General features: G+C 65.7%; 32 protein-coding genes and 1 pseudogene. 16 read left to right on the plus strand and 17 right to left on the minus strand.

The window, feature by feature from the left end; translation table 11 throughout:
• Positions 1-28: 28 nt before the first annotated feature.
• A complete protein-coding gene (locus HBE63_RS28175) occupies positions 29-763 on the plus strand; it encodes a GntR family transcriptional regulator (protein ID WP_166908177.1) in 735 nt (244 codons plus the stop codon).
• A 117-nt stretch (positions 764-880) separates the two neighbouring features.
• Positions 881-1,075, plus strand: a complete 195-nt coding sequence (locus HBE63_RS28180; protein ID WP_166908179.1) for a sigma factor-like helix-turn-helix DNA-binding protein — start codon at positions 881-883, stop codon at positions 1,073-1,075.
• A gap of 68 nt (positions 1,076-1,143) precedes the next feature.
• On the opposite strand, the gene HBE63_RS28185 is transcribed toward HBE63_RS28180, so the two are convergent.
• The 7 genes from HBE63_RS28185 to HBE63_RS28215 all read right to left on the minus strand — a co-directional run bounded on the left by HBE63_RS28185 (position 1,144) and on the right by HBE63_RS28215 (position 6,422).
• Positions 1,144-1,953, minus strand: coding sequence for a DUF1906 domain-containing protein (locus tag HBE63_RS28185; protein ID WP_166908180.1), 810 nt, complete (start codon positions 1,951-1,953; stop codon positions 1,144-1,146).
• A gap of 96 nt (positions 1,954-2,049) precedes the next feature.
• Positions 2,050-3,429: a glyceraldehyde-3-phosphate dehydrogenase gene (locus HBE63_RS28190; RefSeq protein ID WP_371815063.1), complete on the minus strand. Its 1,380-nt coding sequence runs from the start codon at positions 3,427-3,429 to the stop codon at positions 2,050-2,052.
• A 217-nt stretch (positions 3,430-3,646) separates the two neighbouring features.
• On the minus strand, positions 3,647-3,919 hold the full coding sequence (locus tag HBE63_RS28195) for an Ada metal-binding domain-containing protein (RefSeq protein ID WP_166908184.1): 273 nt from the start codon (positions 3,917-3,919) through the stop codon (positions 3,647-3,649).
• Positions 3,916-4,638, minus strand: a complete 723-nt coding sequence (locus tag HBE63_RS28200; RefSeq protein WP_166908185.1) for a 2OG-Fe(II) oxygenase — start codon at positions 4,636-4,638, stop codon at positions 3,916-3,918. Before HBE63_RS28200 ends, HBE63_RS28195 begins: the two co-directional genes overlap by 4 nt.
• On the minus strand, positions 4,635-5,207 hold the full coding sequence (locus tag HBE63_RS28205; protein ID WP_371815064.1) for a methylated-DNA--[protein]-cysteine S-methyltransferase: 573 nt from the start codon (positions 5,205-5,207) through the stop codon (positions 4,635-4,637). Before HBE63_RS28205 ends, HBE63_RS28200 begins: the two co-directional genes overlap by 4 nt.
• A gap of 35 nt (positions 5,208-5,242) precedes the next feature.
• Positions 5,243-5,752: an RNA polymerase sigma factor gene (locus HBE63_RS28210; protein ID WP_166908189.1), complete on the minus strand. Its 510-nt coding sequence runs from the start codon at positions 5,750-5,752 to the stop codon at positions 5,243-5,245.
• A 70-nt stretch (positions 5,753-5,822) separates the two neighbouring features.
• Positions 5,823-6,422: a TetR/AcrR family transcriptional regulator gene (locus HBE63_RS28215; RefSeq protein ID WP_243858348.1), complete on the minus strand. Its 600-nt coding sequence runs from the start codon at positions 6,420-6,422 to the stop codon at positions 5,823-5,825.
• Positions 6,423-6,515: 93 nt separating this feature from the next.
• Between HBE63_RS28215 and HBE63_RS28220 the strand changes: the two genes are divergently transcribed.
• Complete coding sequence (locus HBE63_RS28220; RefSeq protein WP_166908191.1) at positions 6,516-8,120, plus strand: FAD-binding protein; 1,605 nt, start codon at positions 6,516-6,518, stop codon at positions 8,118-8,120.
• Here HBE63_RS28220 and HBE63_RS28225 read toward each other — a convergent pair.
• Positions 8,112-8,942: pseudogene (locus tag HBE63_RS28225) on the minus strand (L,D-transpeptidase); the annotation flags it as partial. The gene HBE63_RS28220 and the pseudogene HBE63_RS28225 overlap by 9 nt on opposite strands.
• A 190-nt stretch (positions 8,943-9,132) precedes the next feature.
• Between HBE63_RS28225 and HBE63_RS28230 the strand changes: the two are divergent.
• The 4 genes from HBE63_RS28230 to HBE63_RS28245 all read left to right on the plus strand — a co-directional run bounded on the left by HBE63_RS28230 (position 9,133) and on the right by HBE63_RS28245 (position 12,116).
• Positions 9,133-9,873, plus strand: a complete 741-nt coding sequence (locus HBE63_RS28230) for a thioredoxin domain-containing protein (RefSeq protein ID WP_166908195.1) — start codon at positions 9,133-9,135, stop codon at positions 9,871-9,873.
• The gene (locus HBE63_RS28235) at positions 9,870-10,721 is read left to right on the plus strand and encodes a cytochrome c biogenesis CcdA family protein (RefSeq protein WP_166908197.1); all 852 of its coding nucleotides are present in this window, start codon (positions 9,870-9,872) and stop codon (positions 10,719-10,721) included. Before HBE63_RS28230 ends, HBE63_RS28235 begins: the two co-directional genes overlap by 4 nt.
• Positions 10,722-10,806: 85 nt before the next feature.
• Positions 10,807-11,181: a BlaI/MecI/CopY family transcriptional regulator gene (locus HBE63_RS28240; RefSeq protein ID WP_064883381.1), complete on the plus strand. Its 375-nt coding sequence runs from the start codon at positions 10,807-10,809 to the stop codon at positions 11,179-11,181.
• Positions 11,178-12,116, plus strand: coding sequence for a M56 family metallopeptidase (locus tag HBE63_RS28245; protein ID WP_166908199.1), 939 nt, complete (start codon positions 11,178-11,180; stop codon positions 12,114-12,116). Before HBE63_RS28240 ends, HBE63_RS28245 begins: the two co-directional genes overlap by 4 nt.
• 7 nt (positions 12,117-12,123) lie before the next feature.
• Here the strand turns inward: HBE63_RS28245 and HBE63_RS28250 are convergent, their stop codons facing one another.
• Positions 12,124-12,543 carry a DUF5313 domain-containing protein gene (locus tag HBE63_RS28250; RefSeq protein ID WP_166908201.1) on the minus strand — a complete coding sequence of 140 codons (420 nt, stop codon included), beginning with the start codon at positions 12,541-12,543 and terminating at the stop codon, positions 12,124-12,126.
• A gap of 67 nt (positions 12,544-12,610) precedes the next feature.
• On the opposite strand from HBE63_RS28250, the gene HBE63_RS28255 reads away from it, so the two are divergent.
• Positions 12,611-12,988 (plus strand): metalloregulator ArsR/SmtB family transcription factor, encoded by a 378-nt coding sequence (locus HBE63_RS28255; RefSeq protein ID WP_166908203.1) that lies wholly within the window; start codon positions 12,611-12,613, stop codon positions 12,986-12,988.
• Positions 12,989-12,996: 8 nt separating this feature from the next.
• Here HBE63_RS28255 and HBE63_RS28260 read toward each other — a convergent pair whose 3' ends face one another.
• From HBE63_RS28260 to HBE63_RS28270, 3 genes are read right to left on the minus strand one after another with little or no spacing between them, the layout of a single operon-like run.
• On the minus strand, positions 12,997-13,380 hold the full coding sequence (locus tag HBE63_RS28260) for a type II toxin-antitoxin system VapC family toxin (RefSeq protein WP_166908204.1): 384 nt from the start codon (positions 13,378-13,380) through the stop codon (positions 12,997-12,999).
• The gene (locus HBE63_RS28265; protein WP_166908206.1) at positions 13,377-13,607 is read right to left on the minus strand and encodes a type II toxin-antitoxin system Phd/YefM family antitoxin; all 231 of its coding nucleotides are present in this window, start codon (positions 13,605-13,607) and stop codon (positions 13,377-13,379) included. The genes HBE63_RS28260 and HBE63_RS28265 overlap by 4 nt, the downstream gene beginning before the upstream one ends.
• A gap of 47 nt (positions 13,608-13,654) precedes the next feature.
• A complete protein-coding gene (locus tag HBE63_RS28270; protein ID WP_243858799.1) occupies positions 13,655-14,251 on the minus strand; it encodes a thioredoxin domain-containing protein in 597 nt (198 codons plus the stop codon).
• Positions 14,252-14,520: 269 nt separating this feature from the next.
• On the opposite strand from HBE63_RS28270, the gene HBE63_RS28275 reads away from it, so the two are divergent.
• Both HBE63_RS28275 and HBE63_RS28280 read left to right on the plus strand, forming a co-directional pair.
• Positions 14,521-15,780 carry a lipase family protein gene (locus tag HBE63_RS28275; protein WP_243858800.1) on the plus strand — a complete coding sequence of 420 codons (1,260 nt, stop codon included), beginning with the start codon at positions 14,521-14,523 and terminating at the stop codon, positions 15,778-15,780.
• Between the two features lie 119 nt (positions 15,781-15,899).
• The gene (locus tag HBE63_RS28280) at positions 15,900-16,463 is read left to right on the plus strand and encodes a TetR/AcrR family transcriptional regulator (RefSeq protein ID WP_166910324.1); all 564 of its coding nucleotides are present in this window, start codon (positions 15,900-15,902) and stop codon (positions 16,461-16,463) included.
• Here HBE63_RS28280 and HBE63_RS28285 read toward each other — a convergent pair.
• On the minus strand, positions 16,403-17,065 hold the full coding sequence (locus HBE63_RS28285) for a TetR/AcrR family transcriptional regulator (RefSeq protein ID WP_166908212.1): 663 nt from the start codon (positions 17,063-17,065) through the stop codon (positions 16,403-16,405). The genes HBE63_RS28280 and HBE63_RS28285 overlap by 61 nt on opposite strands.
• Before the next feature lie 66 nt (positions 17,066-17,131).
• Between HBE63_RS28285 and HBE63_RS28290 the strand changes: the two genes are divergently transcribed.
• The 3 genes from HBE63_RS28290 (at position 17,132) to HBE63_RS28300 (ending at position 20,541) form a co-directional block, all read left to right on the plus strand.
• Complete coding sequence (locus HBE63_RS28290; RefSeq protein ID WP_243858349.1) at positions 17,132-18,241, plus strand: hypothetical protein; 1,110 nt, start codon at positions 17,132-17,134, stop codon at positions 18,239-18,241.
• Positions 18,238-19,500, plus strand: coding sequence for a sulfotransferase (locus HBE63_RS28295; RefSeq protein ID WP_166908215.1), 1,263 nt, complete (start codon positions 18,238-18,240; stop codon positions 19,498-19,500). The genes HBE63_RS28290 and HBE63_RS28295 overlap by 4 nt, the downstream gene beginning before the upstream one ends.
• A 63-nt stretch (positions 19,501-19,563) precedes the next feature.
• On the plus strand, positions 19,564-20,541 hold the full coding sequence (locus tag HBE63_RS28300; RefSeq protein ID WP_166908217.1) for a glycoside hydrolase family 6 protein: 978 nt from the start codon (positions 19,564-19,566) through the stop codon (positions 20,539-20,541).
• Positions 20,542-20,547: 6 nt separating this feature from the next.
• Here the strand turns inward: HBE63_RS28300 and HBE63_RS28305 are convergent, their stop codons facing one another.
• Positions 20,548-21,174, minus strand: a complete 627-nt coding sequence (locus tag HBE63_RS28305; protein WP_166908219.1) for a hypothetical protein — start codon at positions 21,172-21,174, stop codon at positions 20,548-20,550.
• Between the two features lie 84 nt (positions 21,175-21,258).
• Positions 21,259-22,038, minus strand: a complete 780-nt coding sequence (locus HBE63_RS28310) for an SDR family NAD(P)-dependent oxidoreductase (RefSeq protein ID WP_166908221.1) — start codon at positions 22,036-22,038, stop codon at positions 21,259-21,261.
• Between the two features lie 80 nt (positions 22,039-22,118).
• Between HBE63_RS28310 and HBE63_RS28315 the strand changes: the two genes are divergently transcribed.
• Positions 22,119-22,598 (plus strand): VOC family protein, encoded by a 480-nt coding sequence (locus tag HBE63_RS28315; protein ID WP_166908223.1) that lies wholly within the window; start codon positions 22,119-22,121, stop codon positions 22,596-22,598.
• A gap of 134 nt (positions 22,599-22,732) precedes the next feature.
• Here HBE63_RS28315 and HBE63_RS28320 read toward each other — a convergent pair whose 3' ends face one another.
• Positions 22,733-23,671, minus strand: a complete 939-nt coding sequence (locus HBE63_RS28320; RefSeq protein ID WP_166908225.1) for an SMP-30/gluconolactonase/LRE family protein — start codon at positions 23,669-23,671, stop codon at positions 22,733-22,735.
• Positions 23,672-23,745: 74 nt separating this feature from the next.
• Here HBE63_RS28320 and HBE63_RS28325 point away from each other — a divergent pair, with 74 nt between their 5' ends.
• Positions 23,746-24,360, plus strand: a complete 615-nt coding sequence (locus tag HBE63_RS28325) for a TetR/AcrR family transcriptional regulator (protein WP_166908227.1) — start codon at positions 23,746-23,748, stop codon at positions 24,358-24,360.
• Between the two features lie 155 nt (positions 24,361-24,515).
• On the opposite strand, the gene thiD is transcribed toward HBE63_RS28325, so the two are convergent.
• A complete protein-coding gene (thiD, locus tag HBE63_RS28330) occupies positions 24,516-25,313 on the minus strand; it encodes a bifunctional hydroxymethylpyrimidine kinase/phosphomethylpyrimidine kinase (RefSeq protein WP_166908229.1) in 798 nt (265 codons plus the stop codon).
• Between the two features lie 91 nt (positions 25,314-25,404).
• Between thiD and HBE63_RS28335 the strand changes: the two genes are divergently transcribed.
• Positions 25,405-26,247, plus strand: a complete 843-nt coding sequence (locus HBE63_RS28335; protein ID WP_166908231.1) for a PhzF family phenazine biosynthesis protein — start codon at positions 25,405-25,407, stop codon at positions 26,245-26,247.
• The last annotated feature ends 92 nt before the right edge of the window (positions 26,248-26,339 follow it).

The following is a 26,339-nucleotide window of genomic DNA, read 5'->3' on the forward strand; positions in this document are numbered from 1 at the left end:
AAATCTGTTCTGTATACAAGGAGGGCAGATGGCATACCAGAATGGCGCCGGACGGGTGGCTTCACGACTGCGGACGGAGATCCTGCAGGGCGACATCGGCCCGGGCACGAGACTTTCCCAGCAGAGCGTCGCCGAACAGTTCGGGCTGAGTCGCATTCCGGTGCGCGATGCGCTCCAAATCCTCGCCGGCGAGGGGCTCGTGCAACCGGCGTCGAACGCGAGTGCGGTGGTGACCGGAATGTCGGTGGCAGAACTGCAGGAAATCTACGAGTTGCGGGAGGCGATCGAGCCGCTGGCCACTCATCTCGCCGTCTCGAATGTCGGTCGTGCCGAGCTGCTCACGATGCACAAGCAGCTCGAAATCATGGAAGAGCACACGGATACGCGGACGTGGCTGGCAGCCAACACCGAGTTTCACGCCGCGGTCTATCGACGTGCGGGCCGTCCTCGGATGATCGAGCTTGTCGAGCAATTGAGACGTCTCGGTGATCGCTATATGTATGTCCACCTTGAGGTCCTGGGCCAGACCCAACACCTGACATCCGAGCACCTCGCAATCCTTGCCGCAGTCGAGCAGGGTGAGGCTGCCTTGGCCGCCCGGCTCACCCGGGAGCATCTGGCGACATCGCACGACTTCATCCTCAGCTATCTGCTGGAGACGCAGGCCACCTCCGGTGGTGTGGACGTGTTGACCGGCCTGCATACCCGTCGTCATTCGAATACCGGACCCGAGCTCGCGACGCCGCTCGGCGAAACACGGTGATGAAGGCCGTGGGCCGTCATGACGACCGGTGCTGAGGCTGGACGACCGAGGCGCAACGACGCGTCCCGACCCGACCGGATGGGAACGGCGTTTGATCGCGCAGTGGTTGGCGCAGCCATGAAGCAGATGTCCCCGTCGCATCGTGCGGTGATTCGCGAGGCGTACTTCAGGGGACGGACGACCGGGCAGATCGCCACCGAGTGGAATGTCAGCGACGCCGTTGTGAAGGACGAGCTGCACACAGCCTTGTCGGCACTGCATCTGACGCTGTCGGCGCTGACTGAGCGGCGCAGTGCCCCGCCGCACGAGTAGTGGTGATCTGCCTACTCATCGAACTGTAATTCGTTGACTGGCAACGCAACCCAGAAGACGTTGCCACCTCACGGATGCAGGTTCCACTGACCGACGTCTTGGGCCAGGGCATCGTTGACGTCGACTTCGAGGCCGCCGACTATTGGGCCAGGATTCGACGCGGTGCTCACAATGCGCTGGTAGAGCACTGCGGCAGGGTGGATCTGACCGCCAGACCAGGACCGGGTCTGCCACGCCCACGCGCGGCCGGGCGTGCTCGACCTCCCGACAACGCCGTCGGCAATGGCCCACTGGCACGGTCTGATGCCTCCGTAGATGCCGGTGCGCTGCACCCCGATCACCGAGTTGATGCCGCGAAACCACGGCAGCGCGACGTTGTTCCAGGTGTTGTGGTCGATATCGTCGTCGACGCTGAAGAAGATCGGAGCACTCTGGCCGCCACCTGCGGCGCTATGCAGCTGCCAGGCAGTGCGCGCGTCGGCGACGCCGCCGGCCAACCCGCGCGTGTAGTCCGACGGTGCTGTCCCGCCCGGCTTGCCGTACTGGTAGTTGCTGACGATGACCAACCCAGCGGCGGTCAGCGACTTGGCGTAGGGCAGGGTGATCGGTTTGGCGCCCATGGACGAGCCCGGACGTGACGTCGAGACGTAGTTGATCACCCCGGAGTGGCCGGCCGCTCGGATGTGCTGCGCTGGAATCTGCCGCATGGCGAAGTCGATCAGCGTGGGTGCGGCGGCTGCCGCCGTGGGCAGGCCGACACCAGCCGAAACGGCGCTCAGCCCAGCCAGCGCGGATGCGGCCGTGGCAAAGCGCAGCACGTCACGCCGGGTAACCGGGCCTGATCGCCGAAGGCTGTCGTTCCCCGGCCAGTCCTGCATTGCGCGATGTTACCAATGTGACTGTTGTTAACGATGTAGCCTCGCCGGTGCGTCCGATGTTGCTGGCACGGACGCACCCGCGATCCGGGTGTCAGCTCACATCTGCGGATACGTCGGGTACTCGATCCCCGACAGGTACTGCACCGTGCGCACGACCTGGGACGAGTAGCCGAATTCGTTGTCATACCAGACATAGAGGATCACGTTGTCTTCGTCGACGATCGTCGCGTTCGCATCGATGATGCTCGCCGCACGTGAGCCGATGAAGTCGCTCGACACGGCGTCGGTCGCCGCGGTGTAGTCGAGGTTGCGGCTCAACGGACCCGACAGGGACGCCTGGCGCAGGTATTCCAGCGCTTCTTCCTTTGTCGTCGTGCGGTGCAGCTGCAGGTTCAGGATGGCCACCGAAACATCGGGGGTGGGAACGCGGATCGAGCTCCCGCTGATCTTGGCCTTCAGGTCCGGCATCGCCTTGGCGACGGCGGAGGCCGCACCGGTTTCGGTGAGGACCAGGTTGAACGGCGCGGACCGGCCGCGGCGGTCGGCGTTGTGATAGTTGTCCAGCAGGTTCTGGTCGTTGGTGAACGAGTGCACTGTCTCCACGTGGCAGCGCGAGATGCCGTATTCGTCGTCCATCGCCTTGAGCGGCGGAACGATCGCGTTGGTGGTGCATGACGCGCACGAGAAGATCTGCTGTTCGAGATCGAGGGTGCGGTGGTTGACCCCGTGCACGATGTTCGGCACGTCGCCCTTGCCCGGCGCAGTCAGCAGGACCTTCGCGATACCGGGGCGCAGGTGCTTGGACAGGCCTTCGCGGTCGCGCCATCTGCCGGTGTTGTCGATCAGGATCGCGTTGTCGATGCCGTACTCGGTGTAATCGACGGTCGCCGGGTCGTCGCTGTGGATGAACTTGATGACGTTGCCGTTGGCGATGAGGCTGTTGGTTTCGGTGTCGATCTTGATCGTGCCGTTGAACTGGCCGTGCACCGAGTCGCGGCGCAGTAGCGACGCCCGCTTGGCCAGGTCTCCATCGCCATTGCTGCGGATCACCACCGCGCGCAGGTTCAGGCCGTTTCCGGAGCCGGCCTTCTCGATGAGCAGGCGCGCGACGAGCCGGCCGATCCGGCCGAACCCGTAGAGCACCACATCCCGCGGACCCTGCGGTTCGCTCTTGTTTTCGCCGGTCACGTCGCTGAGCACCTGCGCGGTGAACTCCGGGACGGACAGCCCCGCATCGCTGGCGCGGTACGCCATGATCAACAGGCCGAGGTCGATCTTCGACGGGCCCAGGTCCAGGTCGGCCAACGCCTGCAGGAACGGGAACGTCTCTTCGACCGACAGCTCATCGCCGCCCACCTGTCGGGCGAACCGGTGGGTCCGCAGGATCTTGATGACGGACCTGTTCACCAGCGACCGGCTGTGCAGCAGGACCGTCACGCCCTTCGCCCGGTACAGGGTGCCGATGATCGGGATCATCGCCTCCGCGAGTGCTTCTTGGGCATTCCAGTGGGCGAGTTCTGGCGAGTTCAAATCAAGCGTCCTGTGGGTCGTATGGGCTGGCCCCTCGGATGAGTAGCGCCTCGATCGTAGCCATTGCCAGATCTCACAATGCGGCATGGTTCGGCGGTGAGACTTGCAGTGGCCCAGGTCACAGGTGTAATTGGCCGGCTGCAGGGGTCCGCATCACGGTTGGTTACGCGCGTTCCGTTCGTTTCCACACCCGGTAGTCGTGGGGCAGGCAGACCGCGCAGGGGCGGTAGCCGGCCGCCACGGCGGTTGCCTCGTCGGCGAAGAAGACCCTGTTGCGTACGTAGCCACCGGCGGCGAGGGTCCGCAGCGCGGACGGGCAGTCCAGGCGGCCGTAGAGCTTGCTGCCGCGGTGCCCGCCCAGGGTTCCCGGTGCGGCGCAGCGGTAGGGGCGACCGTCCGCGCCGATCAACGTGTACCGCTTGTCTTTTGACGTCATGCAGCATCGTGGAAAACCAGGCCCAGGGTGAACCTGGTGCCGGTGCGGACCATGGAAACCCCATGCCGCACCGGTGCTGCCGACCATCCGCGCGCCGACGGCACTGGTCGGTCCCGGGTGGTGAACACCAGGCCGTGACCCTGTGGGATGACGGTGGCGGTGCCGCGTGATTGGGCGCGCGGCCGCTGTTCGTAGAGCAGGAACTCGCCTCCGGTGTGGTCGACGCCGGGGCTGGTGAGATTGATGACCACCTGCAGCGGAAAGATGAGTTCCCCGTACAGGTCTCGGTGTAGGGCGTTCCAGTCCCCGGCCTTGTACCTGAGCAGGATCGCGGTGGTCTTGGTCTGCCCGGCTGCGTGGCACATGCCCAGCCAGTCGTCCAGATCGTCAGGCCACGGCGCGTCCCGGCGAAGTTTGGCCCACCAGTCCCGCGCGATCGGCAGCAGCCGGGGATAGAGCGCGTGCTTGAGCGCCACGATGGGGTCGGGATAGGGGTTGGCGAAGTAGCGGTACTCGCCTTCCCCGAAGCGGTATCGGCTCATGCCGATCGTGGAGCGGAACCGTCGCTGGTTCGGGTAGAACGCGGCGATCCGGTCGGCCTCGGCCGCGGTGAGCAGCGGGCCGGTGAGGGCACAGCCAACTGCGTCGAGGTCCGAACGGATTGCGTCCCAGTCGGCTGCGGCGACCCGGCCCGCCCACCGGCCACTTGAGGTGCTCATGCGGCGGCCTCCAGGTCCAGCAGAATTCGTTTGGCTTCCACGCCTCCGAGGTAGCCGCCCATCGCACCGTCGCTGCGCACGACGCGGTGGCAGGGCACGACGACCGGCAGGGGGTTGGTGGCGCAGGCGGTGCCGACGGCTCGTACGGCTTTGGGGTTGCCGGCGAGTTGGGCGACGGCGGCGTAGCTGGCGGTATGCCCGTAGCCGATGTCGGGGAGGTGGTGCAGCACCGTGCTGCGGAACCCCGCGGACAGCCGCCAGTCCAAGACGATGTCGAAGGTGCGGCGATGGCCGGCGAAGTATTCGTCGAGTTCCCGGGCCACGGCGTCCAGGCGTGTTGGCGTGCGCAGGATGCGTGGACTGACCTTGTCGGCGAGCTGTTGCAGGACGACATCGTGGTCTTCGCGGGCATAGGCGACGCGCACCAGGCCCTGCTCGGTGGCGGCAACCAGCAGCGGGCCCACGGGGCTGTCGATGGTTCGGTAGGCGACATCCAGAATGTCGTCGCGGTCGGCGGCGACGGCCAGCCGGGCCCGCAGGGTGGTCATCGTGTCGGTGCCGTCGGTCATCCGCGCCAGGTCGCGGATGAGGTCGTCATGAGTGTTCATCGGGTTTCTCCTCTCCGGGAGGTACTGAGGACGGCGGAGCCGCGGCGATAGGTACGTCGCAGCGTCGCGATGCCGTCGGCGGCGGCGCGCCTGGCGGCATCGGTGCTGCCGCCGAGGATGGCGGCGACGTCGGCATAGGGCAGGCCGGCCAGGTAGTGGTAGGCCACGGCCTGCTTCTGCTTGGTCGGCAGGCGCTCGAGCGCGTCGGCCAGGTCGTCGTCACGGTCGCGCTGCGGCGCGGTGGGTGTCTCCGGCACGGTGTCGGTGGGGATCGCGTGCCGCGACCGGGCCCGGGTGATGTCGATCGCCTTGCGGTGGGCGACGGTCACCAGCCAGGCTTCGATGTTCGCCTCCGCCGGAAGGTCCGGATAGGCCTTCATCGCGGCCAGAAATGTCTCCGACCACGCGTCGTCGGCGTCAACCGGTCCGACGATGGCCCTACAGACCCGCAGGACCGTGGGGCCGTGGCCCTCGACCACTGCCTCGAAGGGCTGTTTGGCTTTCACGACAGGTAGACGCTCCGACCGCAGTTTTCGTGAGATCCCGATCGAAATCGACGATAAACGGCCCTGACGTTCAGCTCGACGATGCGAGTCCGTTGAGGAGGAAGTCCATGACCTCGTCGGCGACTTCATGTTGGGTCTTCGCCGAGTGAATGACGTTGTGCAGCATGGCCGTCATCATGATGGCTCCGAAGACGCTGATCGCGGAGCCTTCGGGGTCGGCAAGGTTTCTCAGTGAGCCGTCGGAGGCGCCGGCGCGCAGCGCCCGGGTGATGGGCTCGTAGAACGCCTCTTGGACGGACGACGTCAGTTCGGGTAGTCGGATGGCGCGTCCGAGGTCGCCGACCAGGGCCCGGCTGGTGCCGGGGCTCTTCATGGTGTGGGCGACCTGGACCCCAACCACGGCGGCGAGCCGATCCCGGCCGGGCCCGGGCGCATCGGCAGCCGCGGCGACGTCGCGGGCGAGCGCGTCGAGGGCATCCCGGAAGAGGAAGGCCAGGATGTCGTCTTTGCCCTTGAAGTAGTAGTACAGCGTTGCCTTCGGGACGCCCGACGCGCTGGCGATGTCCTCGATCTTGGTCTTGTCCAGCCCGTGGGCGGCGATGAGGTCCGTCGCGGCGTACAGCTTTCCGGCAACCGCCGGGGGCACGGTCCGTCCGTTCTGTGCAGCCACGAGCGCAGTCTACGAGGACCTGTTGCGCAGAGTTTGTACTTTGAGTACAAACTAGAAGTCTAGTTCGGTGGTCGACGATTTTCGGGGAGAGCTATGCCAGAGGCGCACACAGCCGACGTCGTCGTGGTCGGATACGGAGCCGCGGGCGTTTGCGCAGCTCTGGAGGCCCGCGCCAGGGGAGCTGATGTCCTGGCCATCGACCGATTCAACGGCGGCGGCGCGACGCAGGTGTCCGGCGGGATCATCTACGCCGGTGGTGGCACCTGGGTTCAGCGCCAGGCCGGAGTCGACGACGATGCCGACGCGATGTACGCCTACCTGCAGGCCGAGATCGGCGACGCTGTGCGTCCCGAGACGCTGCGACGCTTCGTCGACGACAGTCCCGCGATGATCGACTGGCTCACCGAACACGGTGTGCCGTTCGAGGCCTCGGTGTGCCCGTACAAGACGTCCTATCCGAACAACAAGTACTACCTGTACTACTCGGGCAGCGAGAACTCCGGGCGCTTCCGCGAGATCACTCCGCCGGCGCAGCGCGGTCACCGGGCCAAAGGGCCCGGCGCGTCGGGCAAGAAGATCTATCAGCCCCTCGCCGAATCCGCAGCGCGCCTCGGCGTGCGTACGCAGTTCCACACCCGTGCCGTCGCGCTGTTGTCCGACCCCAGCGGCCGGGTGGTCGGCGTGCGGACGAGCACACTTGCTGATGCGCCGGCATGGGTTCGGCGCCGCTATCGCGCGTACGCCGAGCTGGCGGTCAAACCGGGCATCTACTACCCGCCGCTACGCGCCGCGATGGAAAAGCGGTTGAACCGCTTGGAAAGTCGGTATGCCCGCACTGTCGACATCCATGCGCGCAAGGCGGTCATTCTCAGCGCGGGCGGATACATCGCCAACCGAGAGCTCATCGCCGAGCACGCACCGGCGTACCGCGAAGGGCTTCAGCTGGGCACTACCGGAGACGACGGCAGCGGGATCGCTCTGGCGGCCGACGTCGGCGCCGCGGTCGATCGCCTCGACAACGTATCGGCGTGGCGCTTCATCACCCCACCCAGCGCGTTCCTGGGCGCACTGGTCGTCGATGAACACGGACAACGATTCATCGACGAGACCCGCTACGGCGCCGCGGTCGGCCACGCCATGGTTCAGGACCACGGTGGCCGCGGCTGGATCCTGGCGGATCATCGGCTGCTCAAACAGGCCCGAGCTCAACTTCCCGAGCAGGCCATCTGGTTCCAACGCCTGCAGATGGAAGCCATGTTGCGCACCGACCGGGTGGTGGCCGACACGCTGGAAGAGGTCGCAGCCAAGGCCGGCGTCGATCCGGCGGGGTTGCTGGCCACCGTTGCATCGCACAACGCCGCAGCCTCGGCCGGGCTGCCGGATCCGATGGGCAAGCCTGCCGAATTCGTCAAACCTGTTGAGCAGGGACCCTTCTCACTGATCTCGATATCGATCAGACCCAGCCTGCTCAACCCGTGCCCGATGTTCACCCTCGGCGGCCTGATCGTCGATGAACTCACCGGTGCGGTGACAACGCCTGCCGGACACTCGATTCCAGGCCTCTATGCGGCGGGACGCACGGCCATCGGACTGTGTGTCAACTCCTACGTCAGCGGATTGTCGATCGCCGATTGTGTCTTCTCGGGCCGTCGCGCCGCAGAGCACGCCGTCGAGTTGGAACCCACGCCGTCAGCGTAGTGCGCTGCCAGCGAGCCACTTGTCCCACGGCACACCCCAGTCGCCGTTCTGCCAGATGGGCAGTGGCTCGCCGCCGGTGTTGCGTACCTCGAACACATCTCCCGGTTGGGAGAATTCGTAGAACCACCGCCCGTTGTCGGCGTTGACATTCAGGCATCCGTGCGACGTGTTGGTCTTGCCTTGCGCCCAGATCGTGCTGTCGAGCTGATGGACGTAGATCCCGCTGTTGGTCAGCCGCACCGCATTGTTGACGGTCACTTTGTAGCCCAGCCGTGAATCGACGGGCAGCCCGTAGGTGGAGGAATCCATGACCACGGTGTTGGACTTGTCCATCACCGTGTAGACGCCGGGCTGGGTCCAGAACGAAATATTCTTGCCGGCAACGGTTTCCGATCCACCCATGCCCATGGATGTCGGGATCGTGCGGACCAGCTCGTCATTGCGGTACACGCGGATCTGCTTGGTGGCGTCGTCGGCGATGGATACGTGCGACTCTCCGATCCGGAAGGATGTCTGGTTGGCTCCTCGGTCGTGGGCGGCCGCGACGACCTCTGTGCCGGGGCGGTAGTAGCTTTGCGGCCGCCAGTGGGCGTGCCGGCCGTCCATCCAGTACCAGGAACCATCAACGGACGGAACGGTTTTGACGGACAGTCGTCGCTCCGCGGCCGCACGGTCGGCGACCGGTTCGTCGAAGTTGGCCACGATGACGGTGCCGACGCCGTAGGTCCCACCGTCGGCCAACCCTGCACCCGACGTCGCGGTGAAGCTGACCTGCATCTGTTCGCCGGCGGTGAGTGTAGTGAACATCGTCGTCGGCTCGGCCAACCAGTCGGCCGCGCAGATGGCGACGATGAAGACCAGCGACAAGATTGGCATTGGCCGCCTCCGCGATGTACCCACCGACATCCGGCGCCTCCCAACTTGTCGGCCGCGTCCCGGCGGCACGGTGTGCTAGAACAGAATACGTAGCTACGGCGTAGCTACGTAGGAAAGGCTAGCATGGAGGTGCGCAGTGAGCGGACGGCGACAGAGTGCCAAGTTGGACCTCATCTTCATCGGAGTCGTGGTTGTCATTGGCGCCGCGCTGATCGCCTACCTGCTGATATGTCCCGACACTGACGCCGTCTCCGCCGCGCCTGCCGCGGGGCCGTCGGTGACGTCGCAGGGAACCGACGCAGCGGCCGGTGGCGCCGACGGGAGTCATCCCTCGATTGAGCGTCGCCAGGCGGGTGACCCGCTGGCGTTGGGGGATCCCGACGCGCCCGTGGCGTTGGTGGTGTTCTCCGACTATCGATGCCCGTTCTGCGCCAAATTCAGCCGCGACACCGAGCCGGAACTCGTCAAGCGCTACGTCGATGCCGGCCGGCTTCGCATCGAGTGGCGCGACTATCCGATCTTCGGCACGCAGTCGATGTCAGCAGCACGGGCCGGACGGGCGGCGGCCGAGCAGGGCAAGTTCTGGGAATTCAACCGGGCCGTCTATGCGGCCGCGCCCGAGCGGTCGAAGGCGGACCTGACGGATGAGGAACTGATCGCCTTCGCCAGGCAGGCCGGCGTCCCCGATATCGACAGATTCACTGCCGGGATGCGCGGAAACACCTTCGACGCCGCCATCAACGCAGATCTGGCACAGGGCGCCGGCATCGGCGTCCCCAGCACTCCGGCATTCCTGATCAACGACGTGCCCATGCTCGGCGCGCAGCCCACGGAAGACTTCGTGCGCGCCATCGATGGAACGTTGGCCAAGCAGTGAGTGGCATCGGTCTGCTCGGCGCCTTTCTCGGAGGGTTGGCCTCGTTGCTCAGCCCCTGCTCGGCGCTGCTCCTGCCGTCGTTCTTCGCCTATGCCTTCGATCGGTCGGGCCTGCTGATCCGGCGCACTCTTGCGTTCTGGCTGGGTCTCTGTGTGGTGCTGGTGCCGTTGGGCGCCGGCGTCGGGGCGCTGGGCAGCGTCATCACGCGCTATCGCGGTGAAGTCACCATGGTCGGTGGTCTGGTGCTGATCAGCTTCGGTCTGATGACGTTGTCGGGCAATGGGTTCGGCCTGTCGGGCATGCAACGGATGATGGCCCGGATCAACATCTCCGGCACCGCCTCGGTGCTCGCATTGGGAGCTGTGTACGGACTGGCGGGCTTCTGCGCGGGTCCGCTGCTGGGCGCGGTCCTGACCATGTCGGCGATGGGGGCCGACCCGGTCTACGGGGCGCTGCTGATGGCGGTGTACGCCCTCGGGATGGCGGCGCCGTTGTTCCTGCTTGCCTGGTTGTGGGACCGCTTCAAACTGTCCTCCCGGACTTGGCTGCGGGGGCGGGCGGTGCGTCTGGGTCCGCTGGAGACCCACACCACCTCACTGCTCACCGGGGTGATCTTCATCGTTCTCGGCGGGGTGTTCCTGTTCACCGACGGCACGGCGAATCTCGGCGGCATGCTTTCCGTCGACGCACAGTTCGACCTGCAGGTCTGGCTGGGCCGATTGTCGTCGGGGGTCAGCGATCTTCGGCTGATCCTGGCCGCGGTGGTGGCACTCATCCTGTGGAGGTCAATCCGGTTGTGGCGGCGGCGTACCCCGTCCAGCACCGCGAGCGAGAGCACGGCACGATGAGCGGACAAGCTACTATCGCGCTAAGTAGGTTTGGCATGCAAGACCACGAAATGGTGACGGCGCACCCACGCAGGCGGTAATGAATATGGGAATCAAAGGATTTGGCGATCTCGAAGCTGTGGTGATGGAAGTGCTCTGGTCACGTGCGGAGCCCTCGACGGTACGCAGCGTGCACGACGAGCTCGTCACCAAGCGACAGATCGCCTACACCACGGTCATGTCGACCATGGACAACCTCTTCCGAAAAGGCTGGTTGGAGCGGGAGAAGGTCGGTCTGGCGTACAGCTACCGGCCGGTGATGACCCGCGAGGAGCACTCCGCGCAGCTGATGCGCACGGTGTTCGAATCCGGCGGCGACAGTGAGCTGATCCTCAACTTCTTCCTCGAGCAGATTGTCGACGACGACTCGAAGAAACTCCGGCAGGCGCTCAAGCGGTTCACCGAGGAGCAGTCACGATGAACGCGGTCACGTTTCTCCTTGGCTACGCGATGGCGCTGAGCTGGCTGGCGCCGGTGTTGTTCACCGGCCCAATCTCGGCCAACGTGCATCCCAGACTGTCGGTGGCAGGCTGGCTGGTGGTCGTCGCAACCGCGTCATTCGCCTGGGTGGCGGCGTTGGTGATCCTGGTCGCCGGTTCCGCCCACAGCCTGATCACTCACACCGCACCGACGTTCTGCGTCGAGGCACTGGGGATCGCCGGCGCGGTGACGTTACCGCCCACCGTGGCGACGGTGTTGGTCGTCGCCCTGCTTGCAGTCACTGCCGCAGTGGCGACCAACACCACGCGTCGTGTGATCGTCACGTTGTACCGAACGCGGCGCGCCAATCGTCAACACGCAGAAGCGGTCCGGATCATCGGCCGGCCCACTGGACACGAAGGCGTCGTCGCCATCACGGCTGACCAACCTGCGGCCTACTGCGTGTCCGGCGGACGGCAGAGTGCCATCGTTGTCACGACGGCCGCATTGGAACTGCTGAGGGCGCCCGCGCTCGCCGCGGTCCTGGCCCACGAGCGGGCACATCTGCGGGGTCGCCATCATCACGTCATCGCGACGCTCAACACTCTCGCCGCGGCGCTGCCGCGGCTGCCCCTGATGCGGGCGGCGGCCCGGTCGGTACCGGCATTGCTGGAGATGTGCGCCGACGACGCGGCCACTCGCAGATACGGTCGTGAGCCGCTGTTGGCCAGCCTCGTTGCGTTGAGTACCCGGCATCGGCTCCCCGATGGCGTGCTGGCGGCGGCGGGGACGGCGGTGGCCGACCGGGTCACCCGGCTCCTGCAACCTCAGCGAGCGATCTGGTGGCGCCCACAGTCGGTGGCGATGGTGCTCATCGTCATCGCGACCGCTGCGGCACCGGCCTTTGCACTCACGTTGTGCACCCTGCAGCCGTAACCGTCGGTCAGATGTGGCCGCTGCTGCTCGGCCCTGTGCGGGGTCCGTAGCGTTCGGCGTAGGCCTGGTGGATGTGCGCGTTCTTCTTGCGCGAGAGCTCATCGATGAGGGCCGGGTTCAGACCGTGCTTGACGAGCATGTGACGCCGCCACACCTTGTTCAGGGCGTGGGAGAAGTAGACGAACGGGATGAAGATCGGCACTGTCATGCTGGCGTGCAGATAGAGCGACATCGGGATGAACCAGATCGGCGCCAAAACCAGGATTGCCGGGATCGCGACGCGGACCATCATCCGGATGGTGGCGCCGGGGCCCGCCAGGTCGTTGGCCACCCACTCGCGCATCGAGTCGGGTAGCCGCTTGCCGTAGCAGTACGCGATGTACTGCAGCGGGCCCGGTTTTGTGCGGGGGGCTTGGCCGGTGGGCATTGCAGCAGAGTAGCGCTCGGTATCATGGATTGCGAATTCCATCAATCCATCAATCATTGGGGCAGCGGTGACGGACAGCGTCCGAGAAGATCCCGAGCGGCCGTTGTACGAGATCAAGGCCAACCTGTTCAAGGCGCTGGCGCATCCGGCGCGGATCCGGGTGCTGGAGATCCTGTCTACGAGTGAAGGCCCGACGCCGGTCAGCGAGATCCTGGCTGCCAGCGAAATCGAGCCGACTCTGCTGTCGCAGCATCTCGCGGTTCTCAAGCGTCATCGGGTGGTCAGCGGGCACCGGGTCGGCAACGCGGTGTACTACACCCTGGCGCACCCGAAGATCGCTGAACTGCTGCTCATCGCCCGCACGTTCCTCGCCGACACTCTCGCCGCCCAGCGCGATCAGATCGACGCCATCGGCTCGCTGCCGCCGATCGGGACGTCGCGATAGCGAAACTCTCACTTCCTGGCGTCGACGGCGTCGGGTATTGCCGCGAGTAGTTTCGCGTCGGCGGTCAGCAGCGTCAGCCCCTCGACGGTCGCCTGGGCGAGCAGGATCGCGTCGAATGGATCCTTGTGCGGCAATGCGGTGATGTCCGGGGCGAGGGTGTGGCGTCGCGAGATCGGAAGGTCCTGCAGGCCGGATCGGCCGATTGCCTCGTCAACGGCGTCGGGCAGGGCGAGTTTGCCGATCGCCGCCTTGATGCTCAGCTCCCAGGTGCTGGCCGCGGAGACGAACACCGCCGGGCTTTGTGTGATGAGATCCCGTGCCTCGGTTCCCAGCCTCGGGTTGTCTTCGAGCAGCCAGAGCAGGACGTGGGTGTCCAACAACAGATCCTTCATTCGAGGCCGAACAACGTGTTGAGGTCGGTGTCGACATCATCGAAATATTCAGTGTCGTAATCGAATTGGCCGGCCAGTCCGCCGAAGGCGATGTCGGCGCGGGCATGTGGGACCAGGTCCGCCACCGGTTTGCCGGCCCGCGCGATCGTGATCTTCTCGCCGTTCTCGACGCGGGTGAGCAGTTGCGACAGGTGTGTCTTGGCATCGTGGATATTGACCGTCGACATGGAGTCTAGCCTACTGGACTTAGTCTAGTTGGACTAGATCTAGATGATCAGCGGGCAAGCCGGTCCAGCCAATCGGAGTTCCCGTCGACCGATTCGCCGTCGATGACCACCATCGGCACCCCAGAGTCGGGGAGTTGTCGCAGCAGCGGAAGGTTGTTCGTCCCGATGGTGTGGCCGTCGTAGGGGATCGGGAGTCCCAGCTTGATCATGTCCTGCGCTGACGGCGGCGCGCCGACGCGATCGGCCAGGCCGGCGAGCTGATCGTTGCTCAGATCGGTTGGGCCCTTCTCCTTCGGCTGCTGATCGGCGGCAAAGATCTGCTCGATGAACTGCCAGGTGATGTCGCTCGATTGCGAGTGGTCGGCCACAATATGGGCGGCATAGATCGCGCGACTGTCATAAGTGCCGCTGGCCGAGTACTTTTCGAGAAAATTGACGAACCGCAGATTGATGTGGAGCTTGCCGTCCTCGATGCGCCGGCCGATCTCGGCACCCTGGTCCCGCACCATCTTCCCGCTGTAGGGGCACAGCGGATCCAGATAGAGGTCGATCTGACCCGGCGCCGCGGGGTCGCCGATGGAGAGAACGTCCCCGGCCGACGATGCCGGAGCCGCCTGCGCGCGCCCGGCGGCGGGACCCCACATCAGTGCCACCGTGAGCAGGCCGGCCAGCAGCACGAAGTGAATCGTTCGGTACGCCGACCGGTTCGCAGTGCCGGCTCCATTCGGGTTCACGTTCATGGCTTCCATCCTCTCTGACGGAGACGCGAGCGACACCGGTCAGGGGTGGGCACTGGCCTTAGCCTGCGGGTTCGCCACTTTTCTCTAGTTACTTAGAGGAAAAGTGGCATGGCCGGACATTTTCTTGTTACTGTCCGGTAATGCGCAATGCCGGGGGGATTGTCGTTGTCCTCATGCTGATCATCGGGTCGCTCGTCGGATCTACCACGTTGGCCTTCGCCGACACCGGCGATGAGCCGCAGTACGCAGATTTCTATCTCCCGCCGGACCCGCTGCCGGCCGGCGCGCCCGGCGACGTGATCCGCACCGAACCGAGCCGGCTGGTACTCGAGCCGTCCGGTCAACTGGGCGCCATCATGGCGACCGGAACGCGGATCATGTACCGCAGCACCGATTCTCGTGGGAATCCGATCGCCGTCACCGGCACTTACTTCGAGCCCTACAACGACTGGCCCGGAAAGGGACCGCGTCCGCTGATCGTCTATGCGCCGGGCACCCAGGGGCAGGGCAACCAGTGCGCGCCGTCGCGAATGTTCAACCAGGGCATCCACTACTCGGGCGGCTGGGACATCATGGTCAACTACGAGGAAGCGTTCATCGCGACCTTGGTGGCCCGCGGCTTTGCGATCGTGATGACCGATTATCAAGGCCTCGGCACCGACTCGATGCACACCTACGTCAACCGTCTGGCCGAAGGGCAGGCCGTCCTCGACGCCGGCCGGGCCGCCATGAAATTGCCTGACACCTCACTGGATCCCCATGGCCCCGTGGCATTTTGGGGATACTCGCAGGGCGGTGGCGCAACAGCGTCGGCAGCGGAGCTGGCGTCGGCCTACGCGCCCGAACTGAACATCGTCGGCACCTACGCCGGTGCGCCGCCGGCCGACCTCAAGGAACTGTTTCCCTACGCAGACGGAAGTGCGCTCGTGGGAGTTGTTGGCTATGCACTCAACGGCGTCATCGCCGCCTACCCGGAAGCCGCCGATGCAATCCGGTCGAAGCTCACCCAGCGCGGCAAGGACATGCTCGAGTCGGTGTCGCGCCAATGCGTGGGTCAGACGATCGTCGACTTCGCCTTCCGTCACCTGCAGCCCTACTTCAACGAGGACATCAACAAGCTCGTCCACGAAGAACCGTTCAGCAGCCTGTTCGACCTGCAGAAGCTGGGCCGGTACAAGCCGAATGCGCCGGTGTTGATCAACAGCAACCGCTACGACCCGCTGGTGCCATGGACGGCAGCCAACCAGCTGGGCCGGGACTGGTGCGCGCAGGGTGCCGACGTCGAATTCCGCACCAACGAGGAACCGCCGTTCCTGAACAAGCTGGTGATCAACCACGCCCTCCCCATGCTCGTCGACGGGGAGCCGGCCATGCAGTGGATCGCCGCGCGCTTCAACGGTGAACCCACCACGCCCAATTGCGGCCAGTTCTGACGGTCGGGGCGATATCCCGGGGCCTGGAACAGCCGCTCGATACACTGCGGGGCATCGCTGAACGCAGGAAGTACAACGCCGCCCAGCGTCGCCGCGAATTGGCCGACGCTGCCATCGAACTGCTCGGCAAGGACGGTTCGCGCGGTGTCAGTCACCCGAAGGTCGACAAGAAGGCCGAGGTTCCCGACGGCACCACGTCGTTCTATTTCCGGACCCGAAATGCGCTGATGCACGCGATTGCTGCGCGCCTCAACGAACTTGACCTCGGCGACCTCTCGCTGCTCACTGAACTGACCGATGCCGATCCGACAGAGTTCGCCGGCACGCGCGGGTTTGCCACCCTCGTCATGTATTCGGCCACCGAGCCCTGGCTCACTCGGGCCAAGGCCCGCTACGAGTTGGCGCTACAGGCCGGCCGCGACGATGACCTGGCCGCAACGCTCAGCGCGTCCGTCGAGGCGTTCTACGGACTCGCGCGCGCCGTCGTGACGGAATGGCATGCCACGGAAGAGAATCCGATGGCGCACGACGTCGTCGACGAGCAGGCCAAAACCCTGTTCTCGTTCGTCAACGGGGTGATGATGACCTTTGTCATCGGACAACCGCTGGTGGACAACGCAGATCAGCTCGACCGGCTGATTAGAGGAGTCCTGGCGGGCTGGCCGGTTGATGGGGTTACCTGAACGGCATTGTCGAACAACAATGACGACAACAACATCGTGGTCACGTGGTCGACGAACTCGTCGTGGTCGGAGCCGAGGTTGCCTTCCGTCCATTCGATGAACAACGAGATGAGGGCGCCGAAAACGGTGGCGTACTGCATCTTGACCCGTGCCGTCGCGGCGGCGTCGGGTGCGTCGGTCGGGGCGTTGAATCCACTCATCGCACCGACGGCGTCGCGTACGAAACGGCGAAGCCTCAGGTCGGCGATCGGCTCCACCAACAGGATTCGGCAGATCCGCGGATCGTCTTTGACCAGTTGCGCTGCTGCTCTCACTCCTGCGCGAGTGCGTGCGGGCAGATCGGCGTGCGGGTCGGCGGCGGTATAGATGACCTGGCGCGAGTGCTCGAATGTGCTGCGGTAGACCGCGCGGAGCAGATCGTCGGTGTCGGTGAAGCTCTCGTAGAAGAACTTCTGACTGAGCCCTGCTTCGCGGCAGACGGCGCGCATCGTCATGGCGGCCACCCCTTGCGTGCCGACCAGATCGACGCCGGCCTGGACCAGTCGGGCGCGGCGGTCCGCCGACCGTGCTTCGGCGGCCTGGCCGCGGTACGGCCTTGACATTCCGTGAGCATAGCGAGCACGATCCGATTCTGGAAGCACCCGCTTCCGGATTGTGAGGGGATGCCAGTGACCGCGCCCAGTGAAGGTGACGCAGACCGGGCTCGCCCCGAAGTCGCGGCGTGGACGGCGTTCGTCGACGGATTGCGCACGGCCGGTGAGCAACTCGCGGCAGACACCGCCGACCTGCCGGAATCCGAACGCACCGACGGGTTCCGCGCCCTGTTGCGGGCGGTGTCAAATCAATTGGGCCGTTTGGAAGTTGATCGAGAAAAGCCTGAGTTCGTCGCGTTCAACGGCTGGCGCCAGAAGTTCCTGATGGACAACCCCGACTTCCAGTACTGGGTCGCCGATGTCCGCCCCGGCGGCCGGTACCTGATCCGCGGCAACCGCGGCGACGCCGCGTATGTGTCGATCACTGCCTATTCCGGTTCGGGCGGGGCAGCTGCCCGGGCGAGCTCCCGGATCGACAGTGATGCAATCACATTCGAAGCCAACGGCGACTACCAGGTGACAGTCGGCGGTGACCGTCAGGCGAACGATTGGCTGGACCTGCCCGATCGTGCGACCGTGATCTGGGTACGTCACTTCCACGATGACGCACAGAAGGATCGCATTGGGTGGTGTGCCATCGAGCCGGTCGAGCCGCCCCCGGTCCCGGCGTCGATCGACCCGCTGCGGTTCGGCAAGCACCTGTCGAAGGCGTCGGCAGCGATAGCGCACCTGCCCCGCATTTGGAACGCCGCCGGAGCCGCCGATCGCGAGTCACCGAACCACCTACACCACTGGACCGAGATGACCGGGGGAGCGGTGTTCACCGAGCCGGCCATCCACTATCTGCGCGGCGGTTGGCAGTTGGATCCCGATGAAGCGCTGCTCATCGAAGGCGATCTGGTGTCGTGCCGGTACTGGAACATCTTGGCTTACAGCAGATTTCTCAACTCACTGGACTACCGGCATCGGCGGGTCTCCTACACCGGTGCCACCGCGAACCTCGATGGCGGACGCTACCGATTCGTGGTCTCGGCCACCGATCCGGGTCCGGGCGCCGGGGACTGGATCGACAGCGAGGGCCGCGCCTTCGGCGTCATCGTCATGCGGTTCCTGCAACCCGAACAGCCGCCCGCACTGCCTACGACGCGTGTCGTGCGGCTGGCTGACCTGGAGGAGCGCACATGACGGGCTGGTCCGCGCCCATCCGCACACCGGAGGCGTTGAAGGCCTACGCGGCGGCAGAGCAGGATCGGGCCGCGCGCCCGGACCGCTACCAGCTCGGTGCCGACGCCATCGACATCGTCGTCGACCGCGGCACCCGCGGTGCCGGCGTCGGCATTCTCGGCGGGCCCGACGAGTGGCGTCCGGGCGTGGAGCAGTACCTGGCCTCGGCCGAGGAGGACGGACGGCTCAACGCTTTCGGTGCGTTGACCGCCCAGCGAACCGCGTCCGGGCGGCTCGCGGCCCGGGTCGCGACGGCGCGGTATCTGCAGGAACACCCCGCCACCGAGCAGCGTCCGCTGCTGCCCCCGGTGATCATCACCGGCGGCTGGCGCACGGGCACCACCTTCCTGTACCGGCTGCTCGACCGCGACCCCCGATTGCGGGCACCGCTGCCCGCCGAGCTGGGCGCGCCGTGGCGGCTACCCGGCGACCTCGACGGCGACGAACGCGGCCGCCGCCTTGAGGCGGCCGCCGCGGGGCCGTATCTGCTGCACGTTCTCAACCCCATGATGGCGGCGGTGCACGATTCCGGCCCGAACCTTCCGGAGGAGTGTGTGCTCGGCATGGGCACCACCCTGCGCAACTGGGGCTTCACCGCCACCACGCGCCTGGATGCCTACGCGTCCTGGCTCGCCGGTCAGGACTTCGCCGCCGAGTACGCGCAGCACCGGAGGATGCTGCAGATCCTCGACGCCGGGGACGGCCGCCGCTGGGTCTTGAAAGCGCCCGCACACACCGCTGAGCTCCGCCATGTCATCGCGACGTACCCGGGCGCCTGCATCGTGCAGTTGCACCGCGACATCGTGGAAACGGTGGCGTCGGGCGCCAGCCTGTTCGCCACCTACCGGTCCACCTACAGTGACGACGTCGACGGGGCGGATGTCGGCCGGTTTCAAACCGCGCAGACTGAACTGTGGCTACGCCGCGCCCTCGATGCCCGGGCCACGGCGTCCACTGTCACCTGGCTCGACGTCCAGTACCCCGACCTGGTGGCCGACCCGGAGGAGACGGTGCGCCGCATCTACGCCGCGGTGCAGATGGAACCGCCGGACATTGCCGGAATGCTCGCCGAACAACGTCGCGCCCAGCCGCGCCACGGCAAGGGCACGCACCGCTATCTGCCGGAAGAATTCGGCATCAACCCCGCCGAGTTGCGCGATCGGATGCGCTTCTACACCCAGCTGTTCGAGTCGTCCGGCACGCATCGGATCGAGGCTTGACGGGCCACCCCGACGGGGAGCGACTGGCGCTTATCGCGTCGCGCCATTACTTTCCCTGAGGTGATGTCCTCAGCCGTTGGCGCAGTCGCGCGGTCGATCGCTCCCTTTCTGACAGTCGCCTCGGTGGTCGCCGCGGGCCTTGCTACTGCTCCAGCGCCGACGGTGCGCCTGGCCAGCGATGGCAACCCGCTCGAGGGGCATTCGTTCTACGTCAATCCTTCGTCGAAGGCCATGCGCGCCGCGCAGGGCAACCCGAGCCCCGAACTGCAGGCGATCGCCAACACACCCACGGCGTACTGGATGGACAACGTCTCCACCCCGGCGGTGGACGCGAAGTACATCGCCGCGGCCCAGGCCGCGGGCACCATGCCGATCCTGGCGCTCTACGGCATCCCGCATCGCGACTGCGGGAGCTACGCCGCGGGTGGCTTCGGGTCGGCCGGTGCCTACAAGGGCTGGATCGACGGGGTCGCCGCCGCGATCGGCGGCGGGCCGGCCGCGGTCATCCTCGAACCCGACGCACTCGCCATGGCCGACTGCCTGTCGGGTGATCAGCGCGAGGAACGCTACAACCTGATGAGCTACGCCGTCGACACGCTGACCCGCAACCCGGGCACCGCGGTGTACGTCGATGCGGGGCACTCCCGGTGGACCGCCGCCGACGAGATGGCCAACAGGCTCAACCGGGTCGGTGTGGCCAAGGCGCGGGGCTTCAGCCTCAACACCGCCAACTTCTTCACGACCGAAGAGGAAGTCGGTTACGGCGACGCCATTTCGGGTCAGACGGGCGGCAAGCCCTACGTCATCGATACGTCGCGCAACGGCGCCGGACCGGCCGAGGGCGAGATGTACTGGTGCAACCCGAGTGGCCGGGCCCTCGGCGCGGCGCCGACCACGGCGACCGGAAACGGCAACATCGACGCCTTCCTCTGGGTGAAGCGTCCCGGTGAGTCCGACGGCGCGTGCGGTACCGGCGAGGCATCCGCGGGGACCTTCGTCAACCAGTACGCCATCGACCTCGTCCGAAAGGCGCACGGGTAGAGCGGCCTACTGGGGCGGTGGAGCCGCCTCGCATTCGGCCAGCATCGGTGTCGAGAAGTCGACCGACCCGACGCCACCGAGCGTCATACCGTTGTCGCGGAGTGTCATCGTCGTCGTGTACCGGCACGTTTGGTTTACCGTGAGGCCGGTGAGGAACTCGACGTCGTAGGTGTAGAGGAACGAACGCACGAGCTGGTGCGCGTCCCACGGCACATCGAGGGCAAACCCCAAGGACGATGCGGACCGGGCGTTGAGTAGCCGCGGGCCGACCTCGCCGATGCCCGGCGTCAGATAAAACGGGGCGCCGTCGAGCTTGGTGCCGGACACGCTGACACTTCTGATGCGATAGCCGGTGGTGCCCGACGGGATGAGCGGGCCGCGTCGGATGTTCGTGCTGAACAGGATTGAGTAGTTCGTGCCGCCCACGATCGAGGTCGTGCTGAAACTGGTCGAGGTGAACTCCTGCGGCAGCTGGGTCGCGCAATTGCCGACCTTGCCGGCTGGATCACCGCATTCCTGCGGAGCTGCCAAGGCAACTGGCGCAACTACTGCCGCGCCGACGACGGGCACCGTCAAGGCGGCACCGCGGATGAACGTGCGGCGGGAGAACGAGCTCCCTGAGTGATTCGTCATTGGTCTTCCTCCTTATTGGCTCGTGCTTTTGATCGGCAAATTCGAACCTAACAAGGGTGAACTGCGATTTGGCGGCGATTGCCGTTACCGGAACGAGCCGGCCCCGCCGTCGACGAGAAGTGTCTGCCCGGTGAGATAGGTGGAGTCGTCACCGATCAGGAAGGCCACGACGGCACCGATATCGTTGGTGGGATCGCCGATTCGCTTGAGTGACGTGCTTCTGACCACCGCCTCGTACTGTTTGGGCGCCATGTCCCGCAAGACTTTCAGGCCGTCCGTCTCGGCGAGCGGGCAGACCACGTTGACGCGGATCCCGTCGACTCCCCATTCCAGGGCGGCAACTTTGGACATGCCGCGAATGTCTTCCTTGGCGCCGGCATACGCGCCGAAAGAGTGCGTGCCGACGGTGCCCGCGGCCGAGCCGAGGTTGACGATGGATCCGCCGCCACCCTTGACCATGACCGGGTGGATCGCCTGCATCAGCCGGAATGTCGCCCGTGGCCCGGTGTCGTGGACCCGCTCGTACTCCTCGGCGGGGATGTCGACGAACGGTATCGGTCCGGCGCTGGCGACGGCGTTGTTGACCAGCGCGTCCACCGTGCCGAACGCGTCGACCGCGGCGTCGACGATGCGCTGGGCGCTGTCAGCGTCACGTAGGTCGGCCACCACAGATGCCACCTCGAATCCGGCGCCGGTGAATTCCGCTGTGGTGTTTGCCAATACCTCGTCGAGGATGTCCGTCACCAGTACACGAGCCCCGCGGGACAGCAACGCGGTGGCGATGCCTTTGCCCACACCGCGGGCGGCGCCGGTGACGATCGCGACGTGGCCGTCCAATGAGTGCGGATGGCTGTAGGTGGACATGGGAGCTGCCTTTCGGATTCGGCCAGATTTGGCACGCTAACTCATATGATCAAGCGCTGACGAGGAAGTCGAGGGACACCATGCTGAGCGATCTACGTTTCTGCCACCTGGTTGTCGGCGTGACCGATATGGACCGGGCCCTGACTTTCTATCGTGACCTGCTGGGCATGGATGTGGTGTTCGACCAGTTGATTTCCGGTGAGCCGTTCGATGCGGTCCTGCACTCGTCGCGGCAGCAGGAGGGCCGTGTTGTCGGGGGAGTGGTGGGCGGAGTCGTGCTCGAACTGCTCAGCCTCGGTTCTTCGACGCCATCTGGATCGGGGAAACGGGGCATCGTGGGCAATCAGAACATCGCATTGTCGGTCACCGATCTCGACGCCACCTACCGCGCCGTGATCGACGCGGGCTTCCAGCCCGTTCAGGAGCCCTTCCCGATCGACCAGGTCCGGATGTTCTTCGTCAACGATCCTGACGGCACCGCAGTGGAATTCGTCGAATTTCCCGGTGGTGCCCGCAGCAGCTATGAGATGCATCGCGGCGCAGGCCACACTGGGTCATGACCATCGAGTTGGTGCGAGGTTCTCGGTTGTTCCCGGGCATGCCTTACGCCTACGCCGCGAAAGCACGGGGATCGGAATCGTTCTCGGATACCCCGATCAACCCGTTGAGGTCGAGGCGATCGCAGTAGTTCCGATCAACTGACCGGCGTCAGGTCGATCCCGGCCGGGGGTTGGAGTCGTCGCAGTTTGCCATCGATGGCCGTGACATACAGGGCATTGCCTTCGGGCCCGCGAGCCACCCGCACCGAGGTCGGTCCGTTGGGCGGCAGGGAGAGTTTGCTCAGTCCTTTGGCTATCGTGCAGACACGGCCGGTGTCGGTGTTGACGGCGTAAACCTCGCCGGAGGTATCGCCCGCTACATACAGCGTCCCATCGCGGGTGGCCTGCATATCGTCGGAGCCGGCGAACAGACCGGGCAGCCGTGCCACCGTCGAGGTGGCATTGGGTTTGTCGAGTGGCACACGCAAAACCGTTGACAGGGCCACATTTTCGGTGAAGATCGCCGTGCGTTCAGGGTTGAGGGCGAGACCATTGGGCAATGGTGTGCCGGACCAGGACTTGGTGTGGCGCCCGGTGGCGGGGCTGTAGCGGTCGATGCCACGCGGCGGGAGAGTCAATTGCGAGAAGATCAGGTCACCGTCCGGCAGGAACAGTAGGCCATTCGGCGCAGGTAGTCCGGTGAGCAATGTCGTCGCTTGACCGGTAGGCACGTCCAGGCGTTGCAGGGTGCCGGGCTTTGCGCCGAGGCCGTTTCCGGTCAGGAAATACAGACTGTTGCCCGAAAGTCGTAGGCCCGCCGGGTGATCGAGACCCGACAGCACCGTGGTACTGGTTCCGCGGTCATCGACGTGGAGTAGTCGACCGTCGTTGATGGCGCTCAGATAGAAGCCGCCGCGGCCGTCCGGTTCGAGGTTCTCCAGGGCGCCGAGTCCGCTGGCCACCGTGGTCACCTGCCAGCGCTGACAGGCGCCGGTCCGCGCGTCGACACCGGGCGTCGCGCTCGCGGTCGGTGTGGCCGCCACGAACAGGGTCGCGATGGCGCATGCCGCGGCGCCAATGGTTTTCTGCAGCATCAAGGCACTCCTCAGACATCCCCACCCGAGTTTGATACCTTTTGGTATCAGATGCCAAAAGGTATCATGGACTCGTGCCGAAGGACGAGGGGCAATCGCAGCGGCCCGTGACGCGACGACGCGTCGAGACCCGTCAGCGGTTGCTGGATGCCGCCTTTTCGGTGTTCGCTGCAAAAGGCTTCGGGCGCACCAGAATCGATGACATCTGCCAGGCTTCGGGCTACACCAAAGGTGCCTTCTACTCGAACTTCGGAACTCTCGATGAATTGTTCCTGGCTCTTTATCGCGAGCAGTCTCGTCAGAGCGCCGAGTACACCGTGAGGTTCCTGGCGGCCGAACCGTTCGACACGGTCGAGGCCACGATCCAGGCCTGGGCGCAGGCTCTGCCGATCAACCGGGACTGGCTGCTGATCAACACGGATTTCGTCCTGTATGCCGCCCGCCGGCCAGAGGTGCAGCTGGAACTGGCGACAGAACGTTCGCGGTTGCGTGAAGGTTTCGCCCACATGCTCGCCGAGCACATCGGCGAACGGGCGCCGGAACTTCCGCCGTCGCTGCCCACGCCGGCAGACCTGGCGCGGGCGCTGGTCACGGTCTATGACGGGGCCATCGCGCAGCTCATTCTCGACATGGACGAGGCGGCGGTGCGACAGCACTTCGCGGATATCGCCAGTGCACTGTTCCGGTAGAACTCACACACCGGCTGACGTCAGTGTGAACGACTCCTCGCCGGACGGATACTGCCGGGAAACTGGATTGCCGAGCGGCGCTGCGACCGTTGGGCGATGACGGCAGACCCTACTCGCAATTGAAGGCCATCGATGATCGTCTCAATACGGCCGGGTCAGCGCCTTGCGCCCTGCCATACGGTGTCGAACGGTGCGTCGCCGCTGATCCGATCGACGATTCCGGCGGTGGTGAACTCCTTGGCCTGGCGCGCCGCCTCGGGGACGCTGGACCCCTTGGCCAGCGCAGCGGTGATGGCCGCTGCCAGCGTGCATCCCGCGCCGGCGACCCGGGCGTGTCCGACCTTCGGCGCGCGCAGGATCTCGGCGTCGTGGCCGTCGAAGAGGACATCGACTGCGTCGTCACCGGGAAACTCGACCCCGCCCTTCACAAGGACGTGGGCCGGTCCGAGATCGGATATGCGTCGGGCCGCCTCGACGAGATCGTCGATCGAGGAGATCGCGTCCATCCCGGCGAGGGTGCCTGCCTCGAACAGGTTGGGGGTGACGACCGTCGCCAGCGGCAGGATCTGGCGACGCAGTGCGGTGTCGGTGTCGAGCGCGGCGCCGGGTTCCTGCCCTTTGCAGATCAGGACGGGGTCGACAACGATGTGCCGCCATGATTGCCGGGCAAGAGCCTCTGCGACGACGTCGATGGTTGCGGGAGTGCCGAGCATGCCGATCTTGACGACATCGAGGTTGTACGCCGACGTCGCCGCCTCGATCTGATCGGCGATGACCTGGGGGTCGACGGGCACGAATCGGTGGCCCCAGTTCGCCTTCGGATCGAACGACACGATGCAGGTCACCGTGCCTACGCCGTACGTGCTGAACTCCTGAAAGGTGCGCAGGTCAGCTTGGAGGCCGGCGCCGCCGGTGGCTTCGGATCCGGCGATGACATACGAGAGGTCGACCACGTGGGTGAGCGTACGCCAGCGCTACGAGCGTCCAACGTGAGCTCGGCGGATACTGGCGTAAGTTGCTGCGCTCTTGAGAGGTGGGAGGACTATGTCGCGTCGTCGTGCATTCGCCCAGGTCGACGTGTTCTCCCGGACCCCGTACCTCGGCAACCCGGTCGCGGTCGTGCTCGACGCCGAAGGCCTCGATGACGTTGCGATGCAAAGACTTGCACGCTGGACCAACCTGTCGGAGACGACCTTCGTGCTGCCCCCGACGAATCCCGAGGCCGACTACCGTCTGCGCATCTTCACTCCGGGTAGCGAGCTTCCGTTCGCCGGGCACCCGACGCTCGGTTCCGCACACGCCTGGCTCGGCCACGGCGGACAATCCCACCGCGAGGGACACGCCGTGCAGGAATGCGGTGCCGGCCTCGTCGAGATCCGGCAGCGGGACGCCGAGTTGTACTTTCAGGCGCCACCGACGCTGCGGTCCGGGCTACTTGAGGACGAGTATCTGGATCGGATCGTCGACGCTTTCGGCCTGGCACGAGCAGACGTCCTCGCGCACCAGTGGGCGGACAACGGTCCGGGCTGGGCCGTCCTCGTACTGGGTAGCGCACAGCAGGTGCTCGAACTGGAACCCGATTTCACTCGGATTCCCACGGCCATGGTCGGTGTCATCGGCCCGTACCCGACTGGATCGCCGCACAACTACGAGATGCGGACGTTTGCACCGGGCGTGGGGGTTCCCGAGGATCCGGTGTGCGGCAGCATGAATGCCTCGGTGGGGCAGTGGCTTACGAGTACCGGTGCAGCACCGGCGGCGTACCGGGTCTCTCAGGGCGCGCGGCTCGGTCGGGCCGGCGAGATCAGCGTGCGGTCTGAATCCGATGGGTCGGTCTGGGTCGGCGGTGTCACCACCACCTGCATCGAAGGCGCCGTGAACCTCTGATCCGTCAATCAACGACGGGCGTCGGGGCACCAAAGTTTTTGACAATTCAACAGCTCTTCGAAAGCGTGGGGGCGACCGCTTGTTATGTTGCG

The organism is Mycobacterium sp. DL440, from assembly GCF_011745145.1.
In the GTDB taxonomy this organism is placed as follows: domain Bacteria; phylum Actinomycetota; class Actinomycetes; order Mycobacteriales; family Mycobacteriaceae; genus Mycobacterium.